Consider the following 23821-nt stretch of genomic DNA (forward strand, 5'->3'; position numbering starts at 1 on the left):
CGCCGCCCCGCTGCGGGCGTTCACCAACGCGCTGCGGGCGTTCGCCGACGCGCCGGACCACGGCGGCCGCGAAGCGCCCGGGCCGGACCCGTCCCGACCGACCGCTCGCCCGGGCTCAGTCCGCCGGGCGGTCGATCAGGTGCATGAAGGCCTCCAGGTTCCGCGTGGACTCGCCGCGGGAGACGCGCCAGGCGTACTCCTTGCGGATCGAGGAGGCGAAGCCCAGTTCCAGGAGGGTGTTGAAGGCGCCGTCGGCCGCTTCCAGGACCTGGCCGAGGAGGCGGTCGATCTCGTCCGGGGTGACGGAGGCGAGGGGCAGCCGGGAGGTGACGTAGACGTCGCCGAGGCGGTCGACGGCGTAACTCACGCCGTAGAGCTTGAGGTTGCGCTCCAGCAGCCAGCGGTGGACGCCGGCCTCGTTCTCGTCGGGGTGGCGGATGACGAAGGCGTTGAGCGACAGGGAGTGGCGGCCGACGAGGAAGGACACCGTGGTGGACAGTTTCCGGCTGCCGGGGAGCTTGACCACGTAGTTCCCGGGCTCGGGGTTCTCCCACTCCAGCTCCGCGTCCTTGAAGACGCCCTCCAGGACCTGACCGGCCTTCTCCACGTCACCCATGGTGGGAGCGTACGCGACGGCGGTGGGACTGGGTCGCGGCCGTGTAGACGTCGGCGGTGGCGGCGGCGGCCGTGTCCCAGCCGAAGGACTGGGCGTGCCGGGCGGCGGCCTCGCCCATGCGCGGGGTGAGGTCCGGCTGGTCGGCGAAGCGGCACAGCACGCGCGCGTAGTCGGCCGGGTCGTGGCCGTCGACGAGGAAGCCGGTCTCGCCGTCGCGCACGGCGACCGGCAGGCCGCCGACGGAGGCCGCGAGGACGGGGGTGCCGGCCGCCTGCGCCTCGACGGCGACCAGGCCGAAGGACTCGCTGTACGACGGCATGACCAGCACGGACGCGGCCCGGAACCAGTCCGCCAGCTGGTCCTGGCCGACCGGCGGGTGGAACCGTACGACGTCCGCGATGCCCAGCCGGGCCGCGAGCTTCTGCAGGCCCTCCGGCTTGGCGAGCCCGCTGCCGCTCGGGCCGCCGACGACCGGGACGAGGAGGCGGGAGCGCAGGTCGGGGCGCTCGTCCAGCAAGGCGGCCACGGCGCGCAGCAGGACGTCGGGTGCCTTGAGGGGCTGTATGCGGCCGGCGAAGAGCGGGATCAGGGCGTCCTGCGGGAGGCCGAGGCGGGCGCGGGCGGCGGCCCGGCCGTCGGCGGTGCGGAAGCGGTCGAGGTTGACGCCGGGGTGGACCACGGCGACCTTGGCGGGGTCGGCCGCGTAGTGCCGTACCAGCTCGCCGGCCTCCTCGGCGGTGTTGGCGACGAGCCGGTCGGCGGCGGCCACGATCTGGGTCTCCCCGATGACGCGGGCGGCGGGCTCGGGGGTGTCGCCGTCGGCCAGATTGGCGTTCTTGACCTTGGCCATGGTGTGCATGGCGTGCACCAGGGGCACGCCCCAGCGCTGGGCGGCGAGCCAGCCGACGTGACCGGAGAGCCAGTAGTGCGAGTGGACGAGGTCGTAGTGGCCGGGGCGGTGACCGGCCCAGGCCTGCATGACGCCGTGCGTGAAGGCGCACAGCTGGGCGGGGAGGTCTTCCTTGGCCAGGCCCTCGTAGGGGCCCGCGTCGACGTGCCGGACGAGGACGCCGGGGGCGAGCTCGACCGAGGGGGGCAGGCCGCCGGCCGTGGCCCGGGTGAAGATCTCGACCTCGATGTTGATCGCGGCCAGCCGCTGGGCCAGCTCCACGATGTAGACGTTCATGCCGCCGGCGTCGCCGGTGCCGGGCTGGTGGAGCGGGGAGGTGTGCACGGAGAGCATGGCCACCCGGCGGGGCCTGCGGTACAGCCGGAGCCGTGCGCCGGCCGACGGGGAACGCCGCCCGAGCCTGCTGACGTACTGGCTCACGTGGCGTTCCTCCTTGCGTGCGGGCAGGCCTCCCGAGGGCCCTCCGCGCCCTCCAAGGGGGTCCAACAGCGAGCGGGTGCCCGGCCATTTCCCGCACAACCGGATTTGCCGAATTATTACCTTCGATCGGTCAACCGTTCGAATGTGGATCGCATCGGCATTCGCTGTGGATCACGTCGGCGCCCGCCCGCGGATCGCTTCGGCGGGGCACCCCGAGAGCCGCTTACCCTCGTACGCATGGCAGCCCGCGCGACGTCCCTCCCCCACTCCCGGCCCCGCCCGGGCAAGGGAGCCTCCGTCGTGGGAACGGTGACGCGCGGGACGACCAACCCCAACCGGCTGCGCCGCATGGACCGCTGGATCGCCGCGGTGCACGGCGCCGCGCTCCGGCGCGCGAACGATCCGGTGGCCGTCGACCTGGGGTACGGCGCCGCGCCCTGGACGGCCGTGGAACTGCTGACCCGGCTGCGCGCGGCGGCGCCCCGCACGCGGGTGGTCGGCATCGAGATCGAGCCCGCCCGGGTCGCCGCGGCCCGGCCGTACGAGCGCGAGGGCCTGGTGTTCCGGCACGGCGGCTTCGAGGTGCCGGTTCCCGAGCGGCCGCTGCTGATCCGCGCGGCGAACGTGCTGCGGCAGTACGACGAGGACGAGGTCGCCGCGGTCTGGCGGCAGCTGTGTGCCCGGCTCGCGCCGGGCGGGCTGCTGGTCGAGGGCACGTGCGACGAGATCGGGCGGCGGCACGTGTGGGTGGCGCTCGGCCCCGAGGGTCCGCGCACGGTCACCTTCGCCACCCGGCTCGGCTCCCTGGACCGCCCCTCCGACCTCGCCGAGCGCCTGCCGAAGGCGCTGATCCACCGCAACGTGCCGGGTGAGCCGGTGCACGCCTTCCTCCGCGACTTCGACCGCGCCTGGGCCGCCGCCGCGCCGTACGCGGCCTACGGCGCCCGGCAGCGCTGGCTGCGCGCGGTACGGGACCTGACGGCCGACTGGCCGGTGACGGACTCCCCGGCCCGCCGGCGGCAGGGCGAAGTGACGGTGGCCTGGGGTGCGTTGGCCCCCCGGGGCGGCCCGGGTCCGAGCTGACGCGGGGCCGGGCCCCACCGCCCGTCCGCGCACCGCCCGTCCGCGCACCGCCCGTCCGCGCACCGCCCGTCCGCACATCGCCCGTCCGCACATCCCTCGTCCGCACTTCACCCGTTCACGCACCGCCCGCTCGGGGCGCCGGGACGGAACGATCCCGGTGCGTCGTTCGTCACACCGGCGAGGAGATCGTCGTATCCGGCGGTGAGCGGGGGAAATCCGGTTTCCGACGACCTCTGTCGCTTTGCACGCGGCCGTGGCACGATCCCTCAGGCGACCTAAGTTACTGACGGTAAATCAGTTTGGGGGAAGAGGTATGCGTTCGGGCAAGCGCGGCCTGCTCACGGCCGCCCTGACCGTGCTCTGCGCGGTGACCGTCCTCTCGGCGCCCGGCACGGCGTTCGCGTCGGCGGCGCCCGCCCCCACCCAGAAGGCGACCCCCGCGCCGACGCCGACTCCCGTGCCGGACAGGGACCTTGAGCAGGTCCGCAAGAAGCTCGACCGGCTCTACCACGACGCCGCCGTGGCCACCGACGCCTACAACGCGGCCGAGGAGAAGACGAAGAAGCAGTCCGCCGAGATCGTGGCGCTGGCGAAGAAGATCGTCGAGGGCCGGCAGAAGCTGGAGAAGCTCAAGGACCAGGCGGGCGCCGCGGCCCGCGACCAGTACCGCACCGGCGGCCTGTCCTCCAGCGCCCAGTTCCTGCTGAGCGACGACCCGGGCCAGTTCCTCGACGGTGCCGGACGGGTCCTCCAGGGCCAGCACGCGGCGAAGACGCTGATGGACGAAAAGACCCGTACCCAGCGGGACTTGCAGCGGTACGCCGACGACGCCGCCGACCGCTGGCAGCAGCTGGAGGCCAACCGCAAGGCCAAGGCCGCCGCCAAGAAGAAGATCGAGAAGCAGATCGACGCGGCCGAGGAGCTCCAGTCCCGGCTGGAGAAGAAGGAGAAGGAACGGCTCGCCCGGCTGGAGCAGGAGGCGGCCGACAAGGCGCAGACCGCCTGGCTGGACACCGGCGCCCTCAAGGACGTCCACGGCAAGGCATCCGAGCAGGGCGAGAAGGCCGTGCGGTACGCCACCCTCCAGCTCGGCAAGCCGTACGTCTGGGGCGCCGAGGGCCCGGACTCCTTCGACTGCTCGGGTCTGACCTCCCAGGCCTGGGCGGCGGCCGGGCATCCCGTCCCGCGCACCTCGCAGGAGCAGTGGAAGCAGCTGCGGCACGTCGACGTGAAGGACATGCGCCCCGGCGACCTCGTCATCTACTTCTCCGACGCCAGCCATGTCGGGATGTACATCGGCGACGGCGCGATCATCCACGCCCCGCGCCCCGGGCGCACGGTGACGATCGCGGGCGCCGGCTCGATGCCGATCCTGGGCGTCGTACGACCGGACGCGTGAGCGCGCCGGGGGCGGCCGGCCGGCCGTGCGCCCGGTGCCCGTCGCGCCATGTGCCCGGTGTGGGGCGCACCGTGGACCCCGTGACGGGCGTCATGTGACCCACCGCACGGCCAACCCCCGCCCAAACGCACGCCGGACGTGAGCTTCGTCATCCCGTCCGGGCCGTCACCGTGTCCAACTGCGGTACAAAACGCGGCATATGGCAGCGGCGGAGCCCGGAGCGACGCGGCTCACACCATTCCATCGGGGCGGTCCCAGCCGCTATGGTCCCGGTCGGTGGGTCGAGACCCCTCGACGCCGCCGTGCCCTCGGGGGGAGGGAAGGAACCCAGGACGATGCCCGTACCCGTACCGCGGCAGAGAGCGATCCCGGCCGTGGAGAGTGGTCAGGCGCAGGCCGCCCGCGCAGTCGGCGGCCCCCTCAAGGAAGAGGCCCACCGCGACGCCACGCCCGTGAACGGCACCGGCGCCACTCTCACCCTGCTGCTGATCGAGGACGATCCGGCCGGCTCGCCGATCGTGCCCGACCTGCTGGACCCGGCCGGCAAGCCGATCCGCGTGCGCACCGCCCGCAACCTCACCGAGGCCGAGCGGCTGCTCACCGACGACGTCCACTGCATCCTGCTCGACCTGGCGCTCCCGGCGCCGGGCGGCAGCGACGCTGACGACGAGCTGGCCGTGCTCAAGCACGTCCTCCAGCTCGCGCCCCGGCACGCCGTGCTCGCGCTGACCGCCTCCGGCGACGCGGAGCGCGGCGCCGAGGCCGTGCGCGTGGGCGCCCAGGACTACCTCTTCCGGGACGAGCTGGACGGCCGGCTGCTCAGCCGTGCCATCCGGTACGCGGTGGAGCGCAAGCGGTCCGACACGGCCGAGCGCCGGCTCGCCGAGGGCAGGCTGCGCGCGCAGGAGAACCGCCGCCTGGAGCGCGGTCTGCTGCCGACCCCGCTGCTGGAGGGTTCCTCGCTGCGCTTCGCCGCGCGCTACCGCCCGGGCCGCTCCCGGGCGCTGCTCGGCGGCGACTTCTACGACGCCGTCCGCACCCCCGACGGCACCGTGCACGCCATGATCGGCGACGTCTGCGGGCACGGCCCGGACGAGGCCGCGCTCGGGGTGGAGCTGCGCATCGCCTGGCGGGCGCTGACCCTGGCCGGGCTGTGCGGGGACGAGCTGCTGAACACCATGCAGCAGGTGCTGGAGCACGAGCGTGCCGACGAGGAGATCTTCGCGACGCTGTGCACGGTGGACATCGCGCCCGACGGCCGCCGCGCGGGCCTGTGCCTGGCCGGCCACCCGGCCCCGCTGATCGCCCGCCCGGGCCGGCCGGCGCGGTTGCTGCCGTACGACAACAACGGCCCCGCGCTCGGGCTGCTGCCCGGCGCCCGCTGGCCGCGGATGCAGGTGGAGCTGGGCCCCGAGTGGAGCCTGATGCTCTACACCGACGGCCTGATCGAGGGCCGCGTCGGTGCGGGCGGGGAGCGGCTCGGTCAGGACGGCATGCTGGAGATGATCCGCCGGCAGCTTGCCGCGGGACTGCGGGGCGAGGAGCTGCTGCGGGCCGCGGTGAGCGAGGTGCGGGACCTCAACGGCGGTGAGCTGACCGACGACGTCGCGGTGGTGCTGCTGGACCGGACGCGGTAGGCCGGTCGCGCGGTTCCCCGCGCCCCCTGAGGCGCACGCGCCCCGCGTGCGCCGCTAGCGGCCCCCGTTGTACGGGCCGTACGGACCGTCGCTGCTGCTCCCCCGGCGGCGGCCCCAGCCGCGGCCGCCGCCCACCTGCTGGAGGGCCGGGCGGACGTCGACGATGTAGACGATGCTCGCGACCGCGCCGGCGATGGGCAGGATCGACAGGAGCGAGAACAGGTAGCTGACGACGAGCGCGATGCCGAGGATGATCAGCCAGAAGACCTTGTTCTGCTTGTCGGCCGCGCGGAAGGCGTCCTCGCGCCGGAAGGCGGCGTCGAACAGCCCGAACGCGGCCAGAGCCATCAGAATGATCTTCAGGATGCCCAAGAATCCCGCGAAGCCCAACATCAGCATGCTGTCCACCGCCCGTTGATCGCCGGTCCTGCTACGTCGCCACCGTACCCATAGAACGGGCCGGACACCCCAAAGGTGCCCGGCCCGGACCCGTATCGTCGGCCATGGTCACTGGGCCGGCGGGACGGTCTTCTTCGCGGTGGTGGTCTTGCGCGGGGCCGGCGCCTTCTTCGCCGCGGGCTTGCTGTCCGCGTCCGGCCCGGCCGTGGCCTCGGCCGGCTTCGGCTCGTCGTCCTGGACCGGCTCGGGCTTGCCCTCGACGACGATCGCCAGTTCCTCGATCTCCTCGGCGGCCTCGCCGCGCCAGGTCTTCACGGCCTGCTCGCCATGCTCGGCGACCCGCTCGTAGGTCTCGCGGGCCTTGACGGCGTACTCGGCGGCGACGCCGACGCTGCGCAGGGCGAGGTCCTGGGCGGTCTCGCCGAACTTCTTCAGGTCGACGTCGAGGGTGCCGATGAACTCGTTGACCTTGGCCTGGAGGGTCTCCTGCGCCTCCTTGGCGCGGGCGGTGGCCTTCTCCTGCACGGCCTTGGGGTCGGTGTTGCGCACGGCCTCGATGCGGGCCGGCGCCTCGGCGCGCAGCTGCTCGACCAGGGCCGGCACCTTCTTGGCCTGCTGGAGCGCCAGATTGGCGGTACCGGCGGCGAAGTAGAGCGGAGTCGGGTCGCTGAGGGTCTTGCGCAGGTCGTCGGTGATGGCCATGGTGGGGGTCCTCCCGGATCGGATTCGCGTTCGGCTGGGTTGGTGTGGTCCGCGGCGGGCGTCCCGAGCCCTGGTCCGGCTTATCCGGCCGTCCGCCGCCGACCGGCGTCCGTGTCACTTCCTGCGGCATCGCCCGCGCCGGCCGCGTGGCCGCCGTCGCCGGGCCCCTGGTCCGCGGTCCCGTCCCCGTCCTCGGTGCCGCCCCGGAACCCGTTCTCCTTGCGGAAGGAGTCGTAGATCTGGAGCAGTACCTGCTTCTGCCGCTCGTTGAGGGACGGGTCGGCGAGGATGACCGCCCGGGTCTCCACCTCGTCCCGGTCCCGCTCGGCGTCGAGGATGCCGGCGCGGACGTACAGCGTCTCGGCGGAGATGCGCAGGGCCTTGGCGACCTGCTGGAGCACCTCCGCGCTGGGCTTGCGCAGCCCGCGCTCGATCTGGCTCAGGTACGGGTTGGACACCCCGGCGGCGTCGGCGAGCTGCCGCAGCGACAGCTGGGCACTGCGCCGCTGTTCGCGCAGGTACTCACCGAGATTGCCGACGTTCAGCGATGCCATGTCTCCACCATGCCCCAGTCGCGCTAACAATTGCAAGCATCTCGCTTGCAAGAGTGTGTCGCCGGCCGGGAAGGGTCGGGGGGAACAGCGTGCGGGAAGTGTCAGGAATGGAGAAGCGGCCACGCCGGGGGCGCCGCTACGGTGACCGGCATGGACGACGCCATCACTCAGCACGCCGCCGACCGTCACGACCTGATCCGTGTGCACGGGGCACGCGAGAACAACCTCAAGGACGTCAGCGTCGAGATCCCCAAGCGCCGGCTGACGGTGTTCACCGGGGTCTCCGGCTCGGGCAAGAGCTCGCTGGTGTTCGACACCATCGCCGCCGAGTCGCAGCGGCTGATCAACGAGACGTACAGCGCGTTCGTCCAGGGCTTCATGCCCAGCCTGTCGCGGCCCGAGGTCGACGTCCTCGACGGCCTGACCACCGTCATCAGCGTCGACCAGCAGCGGATGGGCGCCGACCCGCGCTCCACGGTCGGCACCGCCACCGACGCCAACGCGATGCTGCGGATCCTGTTCAGCCGCCTCGGCAGGCCCTACGTCGGCCCGCCCGGCGCGTTCGCCTTCAACGTGCCGTCGGTCTCGGCGTCCGGCGCGATCAAGGTGGAGCGCGGCGCCAAGAAGGCGGAGAAGGTCACCTTCAACAAGGTCGGCGGCATGTGCCCGCGCTGTGAGGGCCGCGGCTCGGTCTCCGACCTCGACCTGACCCAGCTCTACGACGACAGCAAGTCGATCAGCGAGGGCGCCTTCACCATCCCCGGCTACACCGGCGGCGGCTGGAACACCCGGCTGTACGCGGAGTCCGGCTTCTTCGACCCGGACAAGCCGATCCGCTCGTTCACGAAGAAGGAGCTGCACGACCTCCTGCACCGCGAGCCGACCCGGATGAAGATCGCGGGCATCAACATGACCTACGAGGGCCTGATCCCGCGCATCCAGAAGTCGATGCTGTCCAAGGACAAGGAGGCGATGCAGCCGCACATCCGGGCGTTCGTGGAGCGTGCGGTCACCTTCGCCACCTGCCCCGACTGCGACGGCACCCGGCTCGCCGAGCACGCCCGCACCGCGAAGATCGGGGACGTCTCCATCGCGGACGCCTGCCGGATGGAGATCAGGGACCTGGCCGACTGGGTGCGCGCCCTGGACGAGCCGTCGGTGGCACCGCTGCTCACCTCGCTGCAGCAGAGCCTCGACTCGTTCGTGGAGATCGGCCTCGGCTACCTCTCGCTCGACCGGCCCGCGGGCACGCTGTCGGGCGGCGAGGCACAGCGCGTCAAGATGATCCGCCACCTCGGTTCCTCGCTCACCGACGTCACGTACGTCTTCGACGAGCCGACCGCGGGCCTGCACCCGCACGACATCCAGCGGATGAACGGCCTGCTGCTGCGCCTGCGGGACAAGGGCAACACGGTGCTCGTCGTGGAGCACAAGCCGGAGGTCATCGCGATCGCCGACCACGTGGTGGACCTCGGCCCGGGCGCCGGTACGGCGGGCGGCACCGTCTGCTTCGAGGGCACCGTCGAGGGGCTGCGGGCCGGCGGCACGCTCACCGGGCGGCACCTGGACGACCGGGCGGCGCTGAAGGAGACGGTCCGCAAGCCCACCGGCGCGCTGGAGATCCGCGACGCGCGGGCGCACAACCTCCAGGGCGTCGACGTCGACATCCCGCTCGGCGTGCTGGTGGTCGTCACCGGGGTCGCCGGCTCCGGCAAGAGCTCGCTGATGCACGGGTCGATCCCGGCCGGCGAGGAGGTGGTCTCGGTCGACCAGGCGCCGATCCGCGGCTCGCGGCGCAGCAACCCGGCGACGTACACCGGACTGCTCGACCCGATACGCAAGGCGTTCGCCAAGGCCAACGGCGTGAAGCCGGCGCTGTTCAGCGCCAACTCCGAGGGCGCCTGTCCCACCTGCAACGGCGCCGGGGTCGTCTACACCGACCTGGCGATGATGGCCGGGGTCGCCACGACCTGCGAGGACTGCGAGGGCCGGCGGTTCGACTCCTCGGTGCTGGAGTACCGGCTCGGCGGCCGGGACATCAGCGAGGTACTGGCGATGCCGGTGTCGCAGGCCGAGGAGTTCTTCGGCGACGGCGAGGCCCGTACGCCGGCCGCCCACCGGATCCTGCGCAACATGGCCGACGTGGGGCTCGGCTACCTCACCCTGGGCCAGCCGCTCACCACGCTGTCCGGCGGTGAGCGGCAGCGGCTGAAGCTGGCCACGCACATGGCCGACAAGGGCGGGGTCTACGTCCTGGACGAGCCGACCACCGGTCTCCACCTCGCCGACGTCGAGCAGTTGCTGGGCCTGCTCGACCGGCTGGTCGACGCCGGCAAGTCGGTGATCGTCATCGAGCACCACCAGGCCGTCATGGCGCACGCCGACTGGATCATCGACCTCGGCCCCGGCGCCGGCCACGACGGCGGCCGCGTGGTCTTCGAGGGCACACCGGCCGAGCTGGTCGCGGGCCGGTCCACCGTGACGGGCGAGCACCTCGCGGAGTACGTCGGGGGCTGAGCCGCGCCCTCCCGGGAGCGCGCGGGGTCCGTCAGAACGGCAGCGGCCGGGTGTGCACCACGTCCAGGCGGGACACCGCGCGGGTCAGCACCACGTACAGGCGGTGCGGGCCGCGGGGCTCCGCCTCGGCCACGGCGGCCGGTTCCACGGCGATGACGTGGTCGTACTCCAGGCCCTTGACCACGCTCGCCGGGACGAGGGCCAGCCGGGCGCCGGGCGCGTCGGGGCCGGCCGGTTCGAGGCCGGCCCCGGTGAGCGCCGCCCGGACCCGGCCGGTGTCCGCGTCGGCCGTGACCACGCCGACGGAGCCCTCCCGGGCGAGGGCGTCGCGGGCGGCGGTCACGGTGGCGGCGAGCAGGTCGTCGGTGGGCCGGAGGGTCAGCTCGCCGTCGGTGCGCAGGGAGGTGGCGGCGGGTACGGCGACGTCGAGGCGGGCGAGCAGCCGGCCCGCGAACTCCAGTACGGCCGCCGGCACCCGGAACCCGGTGGTCAGCGCCACCACGGCCGCGTCCGGCCGGCCGAGGTGGCGCAGCTGCCCGGGCCAGTCGCGGGCGGCCCACGGGGTGGTGCCCTGGGCGAGGTCGCCGAGGACGGTCAGCGAGCCGAACTCGGCCCGGCGGGCGATGGCCCGGCACTCCATCGGCGAGAGGTCCTGCGCCTCGTCCACGACGAGGTGGCCGTAGCCCTCGGGATGTTCGACGAGCCCGGCGAGTTCGTCCAGCAGGACCAGGTCGGCGGCCGACCAGCGGGCCGACTTGTACGAGCGCGGCGGGCGCGGCCACAGCAGCGCCGCCTGCTCGTCGGGGTCCAGCAGGCCGTCGGCCGCGCGGGCCAGCGTCCCGGCGTCGGTGAGGAGCCCGGCGAGGATCTCCTCCGGGCGCGCCTTCGGCCACACCGCGTCGAGCTGTGCGGTCAGCGGCCGGCAGCGCTCGACGCGGCGCACCCAGGAGGCCGGCAGCACCCCGGAGCGCCGCTCGGCGCGGTCCCGCAGCCGCCGCACCACCCGGGTGCGCACCCGCTCCCTCCCGACGGCGTACGGCGGCTCCTCGGCGCGTACCTCCGCGACGATCCCGGCGAGTTCGCCGGCGGGCACCCGCCAGCGGTACGACCCGTCGGGTACGGCGAGGTCGCCGGCGCCCGCGGTGCTCACGCGCGCGTACAGCGCCCGGCGCAGCACCTCGGCCATGCGCGCATCGTGCTTGACCACCGCGGTCCGCACCGGGTCGGTGCCGGTGGCCGGGTGGCGGGCGATCTCGTCCAGCAGCGTCGACTGCCGGACGCCCGTCTCCCCGAGGGAGGGCAGCACCTCGGCGATGTAGGAGAGGAAGGTGCGGTTCGGGCCGAGGATCAGCAGGCCGGAGCGCTGGAGCCGCTTGGGGTGGGTGTACAGCAGGTAGGCGGCCCGGTGCAGCCCGACGGCGGTCTTGCCGGTGCCGGGGGCGCCCTGCACGCACACGGAGTCGGCGAGGGCGGCCCGTACGAGGTCGTCCTGCTCGGGCTGGATGGTGGCGGCGATGTCCCGCATGGGCCCGACGCGGGGCCGCTCGATCTCGCGGGCCACGATGTCGCTGGTCCGGGACTCGCCCCGGGCCAGGTGCTCGTCCTCCAGGCCGGTGAGGCCGGCGGAGTCGCCCCGGCTGCCGGGCGCCCAGCCGAACCGGCGCCGGACCGCCACGCCCTGCGGCTCGCGCGCGCTCGCCTGGTAGAAGGCGCGGGAGACGGGGGCCCGCCAGTCGACGACGAGCGGCGGGGCGGCCGGGTCCTCGGTGATCCGCACGCGGCCGACGTGGTAGCTCTGGCCGCCGTGCCCGGGGTCGCCGTCGGCGAAGTCGAGCCGGCCGAAGAACAGCGGGCCGGGCGGGAGTTCACGCAGGGCCTTGGCCTGGCTGCGCAGCCGGAAGCCGAGGACTTCGGCGTCGGCCCCGGAGGCGGAGACGTCCTCGCCGGTGACGACCTGCCCGGCGGCGTCCTCGACCATGGCGGCGAGGGCCGTACGGCAGGTGTCGTGGTAGGCGCGCTCGGTGTGCAGGGCGTCCGTGAGGGCGGAATCGGGTGACGTCATGCCGCCAGCGTACGGCAGACATGTAACCGAGTTAAGTTTTTAACCAAGTCTCACGAAGTGGGGTTTTCACGCCCTCCCGAGCTCCGGCAGTCCCTCCGCCAGCCGCCGGAACGCCCGGTCGGCCGCCCGTACCGCCTCCGGCGCCACGGCCGCCACGGACTCGCCCGCCGCGATCCGCCGCCAGTTCTCCTGCGCGAGGATCCGCTGCACGGCGATGATCTGCCCGGCCGCCAGCCGGGCGTCGAGACCGCCCCCGAGCGCCTCGGCGAGGGCCTCCTCCGACCGCTCGACATGGGCGTACGCCCGGGCCACCAGGGCCGGGGTGCCGTAGAGCAGCCGGTGGAAGGAGAGCACGTCCGGGTGGTCGTTCAGGCCGGTGACCGGGTCGCGCCGCTCCAGGCCGGCGAGGAAGGCGCGGCGCAGCGCGTCCACCGGGTCGGCCGCCCCGGCCGCCACCCGCGCGGCCTCCGTCTCGTGGTCCGCGATCCGGTGCAGGACCAGGTCCTCCTTGGCCGGGAAGTACCGGAAGAGGGTCGGCTTGGAGATGCCGGCCGCGGCGGCGACCTCCGCCACGGGCACCGCGTCGAAGCCCCGCTCCAGGAACAGCCGTACGGCGATGTCCGACACGTCCTGGTACATCCGCTGCTTCTTGCGCTCGCGCAGACCCATCTCACCCATGGGGCGAGCCTACGCAGCCCCGCCCTCCCCCGGCCCGGAGCGGGTGCCCGGCACGGGCGGCCAGGCCGGGACGCGGCCCGGGTGCGGGCCGCCGTACCACCGGGAGGACAGGCCCAGCGAGGCGGTGGCGGCGGCCAGGGTCATGGCGTACGACTCCACCGCGCGCCGCACGTTGGGCGCGTCCAGGGCGGCCCCGGTGACCAGGCGGTCGAGGTCGACGTAGGCCGAGCGGACCAGCTCGGTCCAGCGGTACACCCGCCAGTCCCGCTGCCAGCCCTGGGTGAAGCGCGGGGCCAGCCGGGCCTCCCAGCGGCGGAACATGCGGTCGCGGATCTCCGGGCGGGTCGGGGTGAGGTGCATGTGCCGGACCAGGTCGTACAGCGGGTCGCCGACCAGCGCCATCTCCCAGTCGATCAGGGTGAGCGGCGGGCCGTCGTCGCGGCGCACCAGGTTCCACGGGTTGAGGTCGCCGTGCAGCAGGGCGGGGTCGCGGGAGGTGACCCGGTGCCGGGCCAGGATCTCGCGCAGCCGGGGCGCGTCGGGCAGCCCGAGGAAGCGGGCCAGCCGCTGGGACTCCGCGGGCAGGCCGGCGACCAGGGCCACCAGCTGGTCGCTCAGCCGGTGGTAGAAGCCGGTCGGGCCGCCGGGCGGGCCGGGCGGGGCGAGCGGGGCGTGGTCCACCAGGGTCAGCGCGGCCAGCTGGTCGACCAGGCAGTCGGCCTCGTGCGGCCGGAGCCCGTCGACCGGGTGCTCGGGGCGGCGGCCGAGGTCGGCGGCGCCCTCGTAGGTGTGGACGGCGAAGCGGTCCCCGCGGCGGCGCAGGCCGGGGTCGGTCGCGTGGCTCTCCCCCAGCGCCAGCACCCGGGGCGCGGCCACCGGCACCCCCGACCGCTCGATCGCCCGCAGGACGGCGTGCTCGCTCAGGAAGCCGGTCTCGCGCCGCAGCACGAGGGCCGCCTCCCGGCGGACGACGACCGGGTACGGGGTGCCGGGCACCCGGAGCACCGTGTTCAGGTGCGCGGCCCCCTTGAACACCCGGCCGGCCGGGGCGGCGCCCTCCAGGAACAGCGCGTCGGCGACGGCGGAACGGGGGAAGTCGGGGTGCTCGGGGACCCGCGGGTCCGGTCTCCAGCCGATGAGCCGCCTGCGCGGGCTGCCCGACGCCCCGCGCCGGAACAGGATCCGCTCGATCTCGTCCGGCTCGGGCACCCGGCCCAGCCGCAGCGGCGCGGCGGCGGCCCGCAGGGCGTCGCGGACCGTGGCGGTGGCGCGCTCCAGGCGTTCCCGGCCGAAGGACTCCTCCAGCGACCGCGCGGCCCGGACCACGTCCGCGTACAGGGACCGGGCGTGTTCGAAGGCCAGGTAGTGCCGGAGGTCCCGGTGCAGGCCGGCGGTGGCGGCCGGCCGCACCCGCTGGACGGCCGCGGCCCAGGCGTCGATCACCTCGCGCCGCTGGTGCTCGGGGTAGCGCATGCGCACCAGGTGGACGGCGAGGTCGTGCAACGGGTCGCCGTACCCGGCCAGTTCCCAGTCCACGCAGTGCAGCGGCGCGGTTGCCGCGGCGGGCAGGACCAGGTTGCCGCGGTGCAGGTCGCCGTGGAGCAGCCCGTACGGCCGCCGGGTCATCGCCGGGACCCGGTCGGCGAACCGCGCGAGGGCGTCCTCGGGCACGCCGAGGGCGGTGAACAGGCCGCCGTAGCGGTGCCGGTTGGGGCGCCGGATCTGCTCGTCGGCGAGGTGGGCCAGGGTGCGCAGGAAGCCCTGGGAGTCGGTGTGGTCGCGGGGCCGGCGGGCGGGCAGCGGCGGCAGGGCGCCGCCGCGCACCTGCGCGATGGCGGCGAGCAGCTCCGCCAGGTCCTTCAGCAGGGGCCCGTCGACCGGTTCGCCGGGACCGCAGACGTCCGCCAGGACGGCGCCGTCCACATAGCTGTGGACGGCGTACCCGGGGCCCTCGGCCAGGCACTCCGGGACCTGCGGCAGCACCCTGCGCACCGCCCGCAGGATCTCCGGCTCGCCGGCCCAGGTCCGGATCACCACCGGCACCGCGTCCGGGCGCGGCACCCGCACGGTCACCAGGGTGCCCGGCTCCCGGCCCAGCAGCCCGGCCAGCGGTTCGGTGAGCGGCACGACGTGGTTGCGGTGGTGGAAACCCCCGTGCGCCCGGCCCGCGACGGCGGCACGGGCCACGAACTCCCGGAGGACGGCGTCCGTCCGGCCGGCACGGGGAACAGGCGGTGCGCCCACTGGCCGCTCCGGGGTCGATCGCGCGAAAGGGACGGGTCGGGAGGCCAGTCGAGCAGCCGTGCGGGTGGCCCGCCACTCGTCTGTGCCGGGCGGGCGCCCGAGGACGGCTCGTCGCCGCTCCCTGCGCACGGGGATGCGCACGCGCCGTAGAGGAACGCGTGCTCCGGGTGATGACTCGGACGAGCGGAATGCTAGCCGACCGGACGCCCCCGCCGGAGCAGCCGCAGCAGCGGTTCCAGGGACCGTACGACGTGGCCGGCGCCGGCCGCGCGCAGGTGTTTCTCCTTGCCCTCGCTGCGCGCGTAGCCCAGGAACGGCACCCCGGCCTCACGGGCGGCCGTCAGGTCCGCGAGGGAGTCGCCGATCATCAGAGCGGCGGCGGGGGCGGCGCCCATGGCGTTGAGGGCACGGTTGAGGCAGTGCGGGTGCGGCTTGAGGTGGTGCAGGTGCTCGGTACGGCCGTACAGGTGAGGGGCGAAGCAGCCGGCGGTGCCGCGGGATTCGAGGTAGCTGCGGGCGGCGCGGGGCGAGTTGTTGGTGGTGACGGCCAGGCGGGCGCCGACGGCGGTCCAGGTGCGGATGAGCGGGTCGGCGTAGGCGGTGGGCAGCGCGGAGGCGGCGGCCCGCAGCTCCTCCTGGGTGAGCCGTTCCTCCAGACCGGTGACGAGGTCGCTGCCCGGCCGCCGGCGGCCCACGGCGCGCAGGACGACCTGGGGGTCCAGGGTCTCGCGTTCGGACTCGGTGAGCAGCCCGCGCAGGCCCTGCCGCTCCAGCCAGTCCACCAGGTCGGCGGCCACCCGCTCGGCCCGGTGCCGGGCGAACAGCCGGCAGATCGGCCCGTCGAAGTCCCACAGCACGAACCGGGCGGTTGTGATCAGTTCCCGAAGCTTTTCGTTCTCGCCTGCATCAGAGGTCGCAGCAGAAGTCGCATCAGAGGTCACTAGGAGAGTGTCAGGTCCGTGGTGATGGTTTCCCAGAGGGCGTCGAACCACATCTGCGACTGCTCCACGAAGGCCGTGTCCCGCTGACCGGCCCGCTTCTCGAACGAGAAGAGCAGGGATTCGGAGCCGAGGGTGTCGTACATCTCCAGCGTTCCGCTCTCGGTGGGCTCGGCGCGGCGCGTGATCATGTAGTAGGCGTACAGCGCCTCCGTGCCGTTGAGCAGGTACAGCTTGGCCGGCGGGGTGAACGGCAGGGCCCGGAAGGTGACGTGGACGTCGATGCCGTGGGTGCCGCGCAGCGCCTGGAGGTTGTACTGGAGCACCTGCCCCTGGGCGTTGCGCATCGCCAGCCAGCGCTGGTGGACGGCGTCGTCGTCGCTGCCGGCGTCGACCGAGACCGGGAAGGCGAGGTTGATGTCCCGGGACGGCAGCAGGACGCGGACGTCGATCCGCCCGGGCCGCAGCCGGCCGTCGTGGATCAGGCGCAGCGGCTCGCCGAGGGCCGGGATCAGGCTCTGCGCGGTCAGGCAGACGGCGTCGATGCGCACGTGCGGCACGGAGAAGGCCTGGATCAGCCGGGGGGCGAGGGCCACCATGGTCGGCTGCGGCTCCTCGCGCGCGGGGACCGGCTCGGCGACCCGGGGCGGGCTGCCCTTGCTGACGTCGCTGAGCAGACCGTCCTCCTGCAACGCCCGCAGGGCCTGGCGTACGGTGCCCCGCTCCACGCCGAACTCCTCGGCCAGCTCGGCCTGGGTGGGCAGCCGGTCGCCGGCGCGGAGGACACCGGTCCGGATGCGCCGGCGCAGGGTGTCGGCGATCTGCCGGGGCGTGAGCCTTCTGCTGCCGTTCACCGCCGCGGGCCCTGCCATGTTCTCCTGGGTCACGACCAAACGCTACAACCCTGATCCATCTAGGGGGAGTTGTTGAAAAGTTGTTTGTGGTGTCGGCCAAGTGGGTGCAAGTTGAGCGGAGTTGGCTGCCAACTTCCCGCCTTGGCCGGCCCTCGCTACGGTGTCAGCACCAGGTCCGTGGTGATGGTCTCCCAGAGGGCGTCGAACCACATCTGCGACTGCTCCACGAACGCCGCGTCCCGCCGCCCGGCCCGCCCGTCGAAGGCGAACAGCATCGACCGGGTGCCGTCGGCGTCGTACAGCTCCACGTGCTCGTGCCCGATCTCCCGCTCCCGGCGGCCCAGCGTGTAGTACGCGAACAGCGCCTCGGATCCGTTGAGCAGGTACAGCTTCACCGGCGGGGTGAAGGGCAGCGCACGGAAGGAGACCTGCACGTCGACGCCGTGCGTGGTGCGCAGCGCCAGCAGGTTCTGCCGCAGCACCAGGCCCTGGGCGTTGCGCTGGGAGAGCCAGCGCCGGTGCAGCAGACCGCCGTCGCCGGCGCCCACCGGGGTCGGGAAGGCGAGGTCGATGTCCCGGCTGGGCAGCAGCAGCCGGACGTCGATCTTGGCCGGTTCCAGCCGCCCCGCGTAGATCTGCCGCAGCGGCTCGCCGACGGCCAGGGTGAGCGAGACGGAGGTCAGGCAGAGCGCGTCGATGCGCACGTGCGGCACGGAGAAGGCGGCGGCGATGCGCGGGGCGAGGCCCACCATCGTGGGCTGCGGCGGCGCCGGCGGTCCCGCCGGGGGACGCCCGGGCCCCGGCAGGGCGGCCACGGTGGCGGGGCTGCCCTTGGAAACGTCGGTGAGCAGATGCTCCGACTGCAGGATGCGCAAGGCCTGCCGCACCGCGCCGCGTTCGACCCCGAACTCGCGGGCCAGCTTCGCCTGGGTGGGCATGCGCTCGCCCGGGCGCAGCTCACCGGACCTGATCCGGCTGCGCAGTGCGTCGGCGATCTCGCGGTGGGACGAACGGTGCCGCTGGGGCTTCGCCCGCCCACTGGCGGAGGCGTGCTCCGGGTCCACGAAGAAACCCTACAACTTCCCGCCAACTTAAGGCAGTTCCGCGGCAGCCGGTTATAAGCCGCATCCCGGCGGAGATAAGTACAGTGAAGTTGGCAGCCAACTTGGCCGACATGGTCGAGCTTCCCAGTGGTTGGCCGAACGGGTTCCCTTCCGGAGGGGAGCCGGGAGCCCGGACAGGGGGCGGCCACCGGAGCGCACAGTCACAACTGAACAGCGACATCTGAATACCGACATCGCACAGCCACAACTGAACAGCACGCTACGGATGAACAGCACGCTCAAGGGAACGACCGGGCGCCGCCTCCGAAGAGGCGGCGCCTTTTCACGTCTTACGGCCCCTGTCACATCAGCAGGTCGTCCACCTGCGCCTCGCCCTCGCGGTACCGGCGCGCGATCTCCCCGCTGCAGTCGTCCGCCGTCCGCTGCAGCCGCTGGCGGCACCGCGAGACCTGCTGCTCGTAGCGCACCAACCGCCCCATGGCGGTGTTCAGTTCCAGGTCCGTACGGGCCGTCAGGTCGGACAGCTCCACCTCGCCGAGCATCTCGGCGGCCAGCCGCCGGTACTCCTCGTTGTGCGGGGTGCCGAGCGTGACATGGCGGGCCGAGGAACGCTGCCGGGCCGGGGCGTCCTGCAGGATCTCCGGGAGCCGGTCGACCACGGAGCCGTCCGCCGGCGCAGGCACCGACGCCCGGCCGCGCCGGCCCAGTTCCGCGCGCAGGATGTCGATCCGCCCCTGGAGCAACCGCCGCACATAGCTGAGGTCCGCCTCGTCCCGCTGCGCGTCGCGGCGCAGCACGCGCAGCTCGGGCAGGCTGAGCCGGGCCAGGTCGGGCTCGGGAGGCTCGGCGGGCGGCGCCGGGTCCGCGGAGCCGTCGGCGCGCTGTGCGGGCGGCCGGTACGTCCCCTGCGTCCCCAGCCGCCCGCTGGTACTCGGTGTGCTCATCTGCTTCTGACCGTCCCCTCGACCGGCGTGTGCAAGCATCGTGCCACCCCAACCGGCCGCAATGTGACCGAGTGCCCCCGAACGGCCCTAGATGGGAAGTAACGGATCCATATTGGACCCCGTGCGGGTGCGTGCGGGGCACCGGGCATGATGGTCCGCATGCGTGCGGTGGTGCAGAGAGTGGACGGCGCGAGCGTCGTCGTGGACGGCGAGACGGTGGGCGCGATCGAGGGCGAGGGCCTGTGCGTCCTGGTCGGGGTCACCCACGCGGACACCAAGGAGAAGGCGGCCCAGCTGGCCCGCAAGCTGTGGACGGTCCGCATGCTGCACGACGAGAAGTCGTGCAGCGACACCGCCGCCCCGCTCCTGGTGATCAGCCAGTTCACCCTCTACGGCGACGCCCGCAAGGGCCGTCGCCCCACCTGGAACGCGGCGGCCCCCGGTGACGTCGCCGAACCCCTGGTCGACGAGGTCGTGGCCCAGCTGCGCGCCTTGGGGGCGACGGTGGCGACGGGCCGCTTCGGCGCGCGGATGAGGGTGTCACTGACGAACGACGGGCCGTTCACGGTACTGCTGGAGATCTAGGCGCGGCCGCACGGCCCCGGCCGCTCGCCCACGGCTACGGCTCGACCACCGTCTCCTGGGCCGCCGCCGTCTCCCCGGCCAGCAGCCGCGCGTCGACCGGGACGTTCCGCTTCACCAGGGCCAGGGCCACCGGGCCCAGCTCGTGGTGCCGTACCGACGTCGTCACGAAGCCGATCCTGCGGCCCTCGGGGCCCTCGTCGGCGAGGCGGATCCCGGTACCCGGCACCGGCAGGTGGACCTCGCTGCCGTCCAGGTGCAGGAAGACCAGCCGGCGCGGCGGCTTGCCCAGGTTCTGCACCCGGGCCACGGTCTCCTGCCCCCGGTAGCAGCCCTTCTGGAGGTGCACGGCCGAGCCGATCCAGCCCAGCTCGTGCGGGATGGTGCGGTGGTCGGTCTCGAAGCCGAGCCGGGGCCGGTGCTGCTCGACGCGCAGCGCCTCGTAGGCGAGGAGCCCCGCGGCGGGCCCGTGCCCGGCGGCGAACTCCTCCAGCCGCTCGCGCGGCAGGAACAGGTCACGGCCGTACGCCGTCTCGCGTACGACGACCCCGTCCGGGACGTCGGCGATGGAGCCGGCGGGCAGGTGGACCAGGGCGACGTCAGCGGTGCGGTCGGCGACCTCGACCCGGTAGAAGAACTTCATCGACTCCAGGTAGGCGAGCAGCGCTTCCTGGGTGCCGGGCTCCACGTGCGCCCAGACGGTCGTACCGTCGTCCACCAGGTACAGCGCGTGCTCGATGTGTCCGTGCGCGGAGAGGATCAGGGCCTCGGTGGCCTCGCCCGGGGGCAGTTCGCTGACGTGCTGGGTGAGCAGGAGGTGCAGCCAGCTCAGCCGGTCGTCCCCGGTGACGGTGAGGACACCGCGGTGGGACAGGTCGACGAATCCGGTGCCGTCGGCGAGGGCGCGCTGCTCGCGGAACAGGTCGCCGTAGTGGGCGGCGACGCCTTCGTCCACACCCTCGGCGGGGACGGCGCCGGGCAGGGACAGCAAGGGGCTCTTCATACCGCAAGCCTACGTCGTGGTAGTTGAACTCTTCAGGGAGCAGTCCTGGCACCGGCCGAAGATCGCGAAATGCTTCATGTCGGTGTCGAACCCGAACTGCTGCCGCAGCTTGGCCGTGAACTCCGCGGCCACCTCGACGTCCGCCTCGATCACGTTCTGGCAGTCCCGGCACACCAGGTGCAGGTGGTGGTGGCGGTCGGCGAGGTGGTAGGTCGGGGCACCGTGCCCGAGGTGGGCGTGGCTGACCAGGCCCAGCTCCTCCAGCAGCTCCAGCGTCCGGTAGACGGTGGAAATGTTGACCCCCGACGCCGTCTTCCTCACTTCCACGAGGATGTCGTCGGGGGTCGCGTGCTCAAGGGTGTCCACGGCTTCGAGGACAAGCTGCCGCTGCGGCGTCAGCCGGTAGCCGCGCTGCCTGAGGTCGCTCTTCCAGTCGGTGCTCACCACACCGGAAAGTCTAGAGCCCCCGGGCGGCGAACCCATGGGAGACGGGTGGGGCCTACTTGAAGAAGGCGATGCCGTCGTCCGGGAGGTCGTCGGGGAGGGCCTTCGCCCAGCGCTCGACGTCCTCGGGGGTGACGACCTTCTTCAGCTGGGCCGACATGTACGGGCGCAGCGCGACCTCGGGGGTCTGCTTCTCGCCGACCCACATCAGGTCGCTCTTCACGTAGCCGTACAGCCGCTTGCCGCCGCTGTACGGCCGCGAGCCGGGGATGCGGGCGACGGCGTCCGTCACCAGGTCGATCTGCGGCTTCTTGTCGGCCATCTCGCCGTACCAGATCTCGATGACGCCGTCGTCGCGGGTCAGCGTCACCTCGACCTTGCGGTCGGCGTGGATCCGCCAGAAGCCGGACTCCGACTCCAGCGGGCGGACCTTGTTGCCGTCCTTGTCGAGCACCCAGGTGTGGGAGTGGTACTCCAGGAAGTCCCGGCCGTCGTGGGTGAAGCTGACCTCCTGCCCGAAGTTGCACTTCTCCGAGCCAGGGAAGTCGTGCACGCCCGCGCCGGCCCAGTTGCCGAGCAGAAAGGCGAGCGGGACGAGGTCCTTGTGGAGGTCGGACGGGATCTCGATCATGAGCGACAGCTTTCCTGAGGGGTGGGTCAGCGCTGGCCCTGGTACAGCTTCTTCACGGTCAGGTACGCGAAGGCGAGCACGCCGACGCAGACCAGGACCAGCAGGGTTTCGAAGAAGATCTCCACGGGTGCTCCTTGAGCGAGGGTGAGCGAACGACAGAGCCGCAGCCCAGCTTACGCGGCCCCGACCGGGCACTCCGTGCGAGGGGCGGCGGCTCTCCTCACGGGCGGCGGCGCCGCCGGGGACTACGCTTCCCGCATGGCGAAGAAGCTCGTGATCAAGGTGACGGCCGGGGCGGATGCCCCTGAGCGGTGTTCGCAGGCGTTCACGGTGGCCGCGGTGGCCGTGGCCAGCGGGGTCGAGGTCTCGCTGTGGCTGACCGGGGAGTCGTCCTGGTTCGCGCTGCCGGGCCGGGCCGCCGGGTTCGAGCTGCCGCACGCCGCGCCGCTGCCCGACCTGATCGACTCCGTCCTCGCCGCCGGGCGCATCACGCTGTGCACGCAGTGCGCCGCCCGCCGGGAGATCACCGAGAAGGACGTCATCGAGGGCGTGCGGATCGCGGGCGCCCAGGTGTTCGTGCAGGAGTCCCTGGCGGACGACACCCAGGCCCTCGTCTACTGACCTACGGCCCGGGGCGCTTCCTGCCGTCCAGTTCGTCCCACCACTCGTCGGACTTCGGGTCGCCGGAGGGGGCGTCCCACCAGCGGTCCTCCGGGCCCCGGCGGTTGGCGATCATCGCGGCGACCGGCGGGATGACCATGGCCACGACGCACATGCCGACGGCCGCCGGCACGGACCACAGGCGCACGACTCCCCACGCCAGGACGAAGAGTCCGATGCAGGTCCCCATCATGGCGAAGTAGATGTGCCGGCGCCGGGCGTACATGAGTCCAGGGTAGGACCGGCGGGCCCTGTCACAACTGATCCACAAATCCGTACCGGCCGGCCCCGGCGGGGTTACCGTGGCGTATCCGTACCGGATTTACGAACACCGACGCCGACCCGGGGGAACCAACCACATGCGCGCCCTGCGAATACTGCTGATCATCGTCGTGATCCTGGGCGGACTCTTCGTGATCGTGGACCGGGTCGCCGTGCACTTCGCCGAGGGCGAGGCCGCGGACAAGCTGAAGGCCAACGAGAACCTGGCCTCGACCCCGGACGTGAACATCAAGGGCTTCCCGTTCCTCACCCAGGTCGCGGGCGGCTCCCTGGACGACGTCGAGGTGAGCATCAAGGACTACCGGGCGGCCACCGGCAAGGCCGGCCGGACGATCCGGATCGACGATCTGAAGGCCGACATGAAGGGCGTGGAGTTCTCCGGCGACTACAGCTCGGCCACCGCGTCCACCGCGACCGGCACCGCGACGGTCTCCTACGCCGAACTGCTGAAGACCGCCAAGTCCGAGCCGACCGAGGTGGCGCCCGGCGTCACCGCCCGGATCGTCGGCCTCTCCGACGGCGGCAACGGGAAGATCAAGGTCGCGGTGGAGGGGACCGTCTCGTCCCTCGGGCTCAAGCAGACCGTGTCCGTGCTCAGCTCGGTGAGCGTGGTGAACAACAGGGTCGAGGTGCATGCGGACTCGCTGCCCCGGCTGGGCGCGGCCGCGATCGCGGAGGACCGGATCCGCGAGATCACCGACTTCCGGCAGGCCATCGACCAGCTGCCCGGCGGCATCAAGCTGGACAAGGTGCAGGCCGCGAAGGACGGCGTGGACATCAGCGTGAAGGGTTCGGACGTCAGGCTGGCGGGGTAGGAGCACGGCCGGCGGACGACGATCGTCCGACTGGCGAGACGATCACGTCCGTACCGCAGATACGAGGACCCGAGCGAGCGCCCGGAGGCCGTCACCCGGCTTCGCGGGCGCTCGCTCGTTCCGCCATTCGGACGATCGCATCTCGACATGTGACACGCCGGTGACATGCCCGCCCGGACGTCCCTACGATCGACCGCATGAAGCGACAGGCGGATCTCACGAAGCGGCGGGCAGTGGACCTGTGCCGCGTTGCCGCCATGCTCTGTCGCCCCTTCTGAGCGGAAGCCCCGGCTCCCGCGTCTCACCCCGCCCTGCTGCCAGGGCATCCGTGCGCCGCCCGAGCCCCGAGCGCGCACCCCTCTCTACTCGCACGCCCCGCCGCG

24 protein-coding genes are annotated in these 23821 nt (G+C 73.0%); 8 read left to right on the forward strand and 16 right to left on the reverse strand.

Going from position 1 to position 23821, the window contains the following annotated elements:
* Nucleotides 1-115 precede the first annotated feature (115 nt).
* Both IG05_RS0112805 and mshA read right to left on the reverse strand, forming a co-directional pair.
* The gene (locus tag IG05_RS0112805) at nt 116-616 is read right to left on the reverse strand and encodes a YbjN domain-containing protein (RefSeq protein WP_030342076.1); all 501 of its coding nucleotides are present in this window, start codon (nt 614-616) and stop codon (nt 116-118) included.
* Nucleotides 609-1946 (reverse strand): D-inositol-3-phosphate glycosyltransferase, encoded by a 1338-nt coding sequence (gene mshA / locus IG05_RS0112810; protein WP_030342077.1) that lies wholly within the window; start codon nt 1944-1946, stop codon nt 609-611. Before mshA ends, IG05_RS0112805 begins: the two co-directional genes overlap by 8 nt.
* Nucleotides 1947-2183: 237 nt before the next feature.
* Between mshA and IG05_RS0112815 the strand changes: the two genes are divergently transcribed.
* The 3 genes from IG05_RS0112815 (at nt 2184) to IG05_RS0112825 (ending at nt 6065) form a co-directional block, all read left to right on the forward strand.
* Nucleotides 2184-3029: a class I SAM-dependent methyltransferase gene (locus tag IG05_RS0112815; RefSeq protein ID WP_420707588.1), complete on the forward strand. Its 846-nt coding sequence runs from the start codon at nt 2184-2186 to the stop codon at nt 3027-3029.
* Between the two features lie 313 nt (nt 3030-3342).
* Nucleotides 3343-4428: a C40 family peptidase gene (locus tag IG05_RS0112820; protein ID WP_030342081.1), complete on the forward strand. Its 1086-nt coding sequence runs from the start codon at nt 3343-3345 to the stop codon at nt 4426-4428.
* A 335-nt stretch (nt 4429-4763) separates the two neighbouring features.
* On the forward strand, nt 4764-6065 hold the full coding sequence (locus IG05_RS0112825; protein ID WP_030342083.1) for a PP2C family protein-serine/threonine phosphatase: 1302 nt from the start codon (nt 4764-4766) through the stop codon (nt 6063-6065).
* 54 nt (nt 6066-6119) lie between these two features.
* Here IG05_RS0112825 and IG05_RS0112830 read toward each other — a convergent pair whose 3' ends face one another.
* The 3 genes from IG05_RS0112830 to IG05_RS0112840 all read right to left on the reverse strand — a co-directional run bounded on the left by IG05_RS0112830 (nt 6120) and on the right by IG05_RS0112840 (nt 7720).
* A complete protein-coding gene (locus IG05_RS0112830; RefSeq protein WP_030342084.1) occupies nt 6120-6464 on the reverse strand; it encodes a DUF2516 family protein in 345 nt (114 codons plus the stop codon).
* 108 nt (nt 6465-6572) lie between these two features.
* Nucleotides 6573-7166: a hypothetical protein gene (locus tag IG05_RS0112835; protein WP_030342086.1), complete on the reverse strand. Its 594-nt coding sequence runs from the start codon at nt 7164-7166 to the stop codon at nt 6573-6575.
* An 80-nt stretch (nt 7167-7246) separates the two neighbouring features.
* Nucleotides 7247-7720 carry a helix-turn-helix domain-containing protein gene (locus tag IG05_RS0112840; RefSeq protein WP_030342088.1) on the reverse strand — a complete coding sequence of 158 codons (474 nt, stop codon included), beginning with the start codon at nt 7718-7720 and terminating at the stop codon, nt 7247-7249.
* Between the two features lie 150 nt (nt 7721-7870).
* Here IG05_RS0112840 and IG05_RS0112845 point away from each other — a divergent pair, with 150 nt between their 5' ends.
* Nucleotides 7871-10237, forward strand: coding sequence for an ATP-binding cassette domain-containing protein (locus IG05_RS0112845; protein ID WP_030342089.1), 2367 nt, complete (start codon nt 7871-7873; stop codon nt 10235-10237).
* A gap of 31 nt (nt 10238-10268) precedes the next feature.
* Here IG05_RS0112845 and IG05_RS0112850 read toward each other — a convergent pair whose 3' ends face one another.
* The 7 genes from IG05_RS0112850 to IG05_RS0112880 all read right to left on the reverse strand — a co-directional run bounded on the left by IG05_RS0112850 (nt 10269) and on the right by IG05_RS0112880 (nt 19021).
* Entirely contained in the window at nt 10269-12299 is a 2031-nt protein-coding gene (locus IG05_RS0112850; protein ID WP_030342091.1) for a HelD family protein, read from the reverse strand.
* Between the two features lie 66 nt (nt 12300-12365).
* Entirely contained in the window at nt 12366-12977 is a 612-nt protein-coding gene (locus tag IG05_RS0112855) for a TetR family transcriptional regulator (protein ID WP_030342093.1), read from the reverse strand.
* A gap of 9 nt (nt 12978-12986) precedes the next feature.
* Nucleotides 12987-15221: an aminoglycoside phosphotransferase family protein gene (locus IG05_RS0112860; RefSeq protein WP_063760081.1), complete on the reverse strand. Its 2235-nt coding sequence runs from the start codon at nt 15219-15221 to the stop codon at nt 12987-12989.
* Nucleotides 15222-15412: 191 nt separating this feature from the next.
* Nucleotides 15413-16078, reverse strand: a complete 666-nt coding sequence (locus IG05_RS0112865; protein ID WP_030342096.1) for an HAD family hydrolase — start codon at nt 16076-16078, stop codon at nt 15413-15415.
* An 83-nt stretch (nt 16079-16161) separates the two neighbouring features.
* Nucleotides 16162-17031, reverse strand: coding sequence for a GntR family transcriptional regulator (locus tag IG05_RS0112870; RefSeq protein ID WP_420707593.1), 870 nt, complete (start codon nt 17029-17031; stop codon nt 16162-16164).
* Nucleotides 17032-17168: 137 nt separating this feature from the next.
* Complete coding sequence (locus IG05_RS0112875) at nt 17169-18077, reverse strand: winged helix-turn-helix domain-containing protein (RefSeq protein WP_030342099.1); 909 nt, start codon at nt 18075-18077, stop codon at nt 17169-17171.
* A 341-nt stretch (nt 18078-18418) separates the two neighbouring features.
* Nucleotides 18419-19021, reverse strand: coding sequence for a hypothetical protein (locus IG05_RS0112880; protein ID WP_030342101.1), 603 nt, complete (start codon nt 19019-19021; stop codon nt 18419-18421).
* Between the two features lie 159 nt (nt 19022-19180).
* Between IG05_RS0112880 and dtd the strand changes: the two genes are divergently transcribed.
* Nucleotides 19181-19606 carry a D-aminoacyl-tRNA deacylase gene (gene dtd, locus IG05_RS0112885; protein ID WP_030342103.1) on the forward strand — a complete coding sequence of 142 codons (426 nt, stop codon included), beginning with the start codon at nt 19181-19183 and terminating at the stop codon, nt 19604-19606.
* Between the two features lie 34 nt (nt 19607-19640).
* Here the strand turns inward: dtd and IG05_RS0112890 are convergent, their stop codons facing one another.
* Genes IG05_RS0112890 through IG05_RS0112900 form a run of 3 tightly spaced genes read right to left on the reverse strand, consistent with a single transcriptional unit; the run spans nt 19641 to nt 21681 of the window.
* Nucleotides 19641-20606, reverse strand: coding sequence for a YgfZ/GcvT domain-containing protein (locus tag IG05_RS0112890; protein WP_030342104.1), 966 nt, complete (start codon nt 20604-20606; stop codon nt 19641-19643).
* Nucleotides 20607-20615: 9 nt separating this feature from the next.
* Entirely contained in the window at nt 20616-21053 is a 438-nt protein-coding gene (locus IG05_RS0112895) for a Fur family transcriptional regulator (RefSeq protein WP_030342106.1), read from the reverse strand.
* A gap of 52 nt (nt 21054-21105) precedes the next feature.
* Nucleotides 21106-21681, reverse strand: a complete 576-nt coding sequence (locus tag IG05_RS0112900) for an FABP family protein (protein ID WP_030342107.1) — start codon at nt 21679-21681, stop codon at nt 21106-21108.
* 258 nt (nt 21682-21939) lie between these two features.
* Here IG05_RS0112900 and IG05_RS0112910 point away from each other — a divergent pair, with 258 nt between their 5' ends.
* The gene (locus IG05_RS0112910; protein WP_030342109.1) at nt 21940-22302 is read left to right on the forward strand and encodes a DsrE family protein; all 363 of its coding nucleotides are present in this window, start codon (nt 21940-21942) and stop codon (nt 22300-22302) included.
* A 1-nt stretch (nt 22303) separates the two neighbouring features.
* On the opposite strand, the gene IG05_RS0112915 is transcribed toward IG05_RS0112910, so the two are convergent.
* On the reverse strand, nt 22304-22567 hold the full coding sequence (locus IG05_RS0112915; RefSeq protein ID WP_030342111.1) for a DUF3099 domain-containing protein: 264 nt from the start codon (nt 22565-22567) through the stop codon (nt 22304-22306).
* 133 nt (nt 22568-22700) lie between these two features.
* Here IG05_RS0112915 and IG05_RS0112920 point away from each other — a divergent pair, with 133 nt between their 5' ends.
* Both IG05_RS0112920 and IG05_RS50555 read left to right on the forward strand, forming a co-directional pair.
* A complete protein-coding gene (locus tag IG05_RS0112920) occupies nt 22701-23438 on the forward strand; it encodes a DUF2993 domain-containing protein (RefSeq protein ID WP_030342113.1) in 738 nt (245 codons plus the stop codon).
* A 197-nt stretch (nt 23439-23635) separates the two neighbouring features.
* Nucleotides 23636-23716 carry an Ms5788A family Cys-rich leader peptide gene (locus IG05_RS50555; RefSeq protein ID WP_350751515.1) on the forward strand — a complete coding sequence of 27 codons (81 nt, stop codon included), beginning with the start codon at nt 23636-23638 and terminating at the stop codon, nt 23714-23716.
* The last annotated feature ends 105 nt before the right edge of the window (nt 23717-23821 follow it).

The sequence above is a fragment of the Streptomyces sp. NRRL S-1022 genome (assembly GCF_000720135.1).
Classification (GTDB): Bacteria; Actinomycetota; Actinomycetes; order Streptomycetales; family Streptomycetaceae; genus Streptomyces.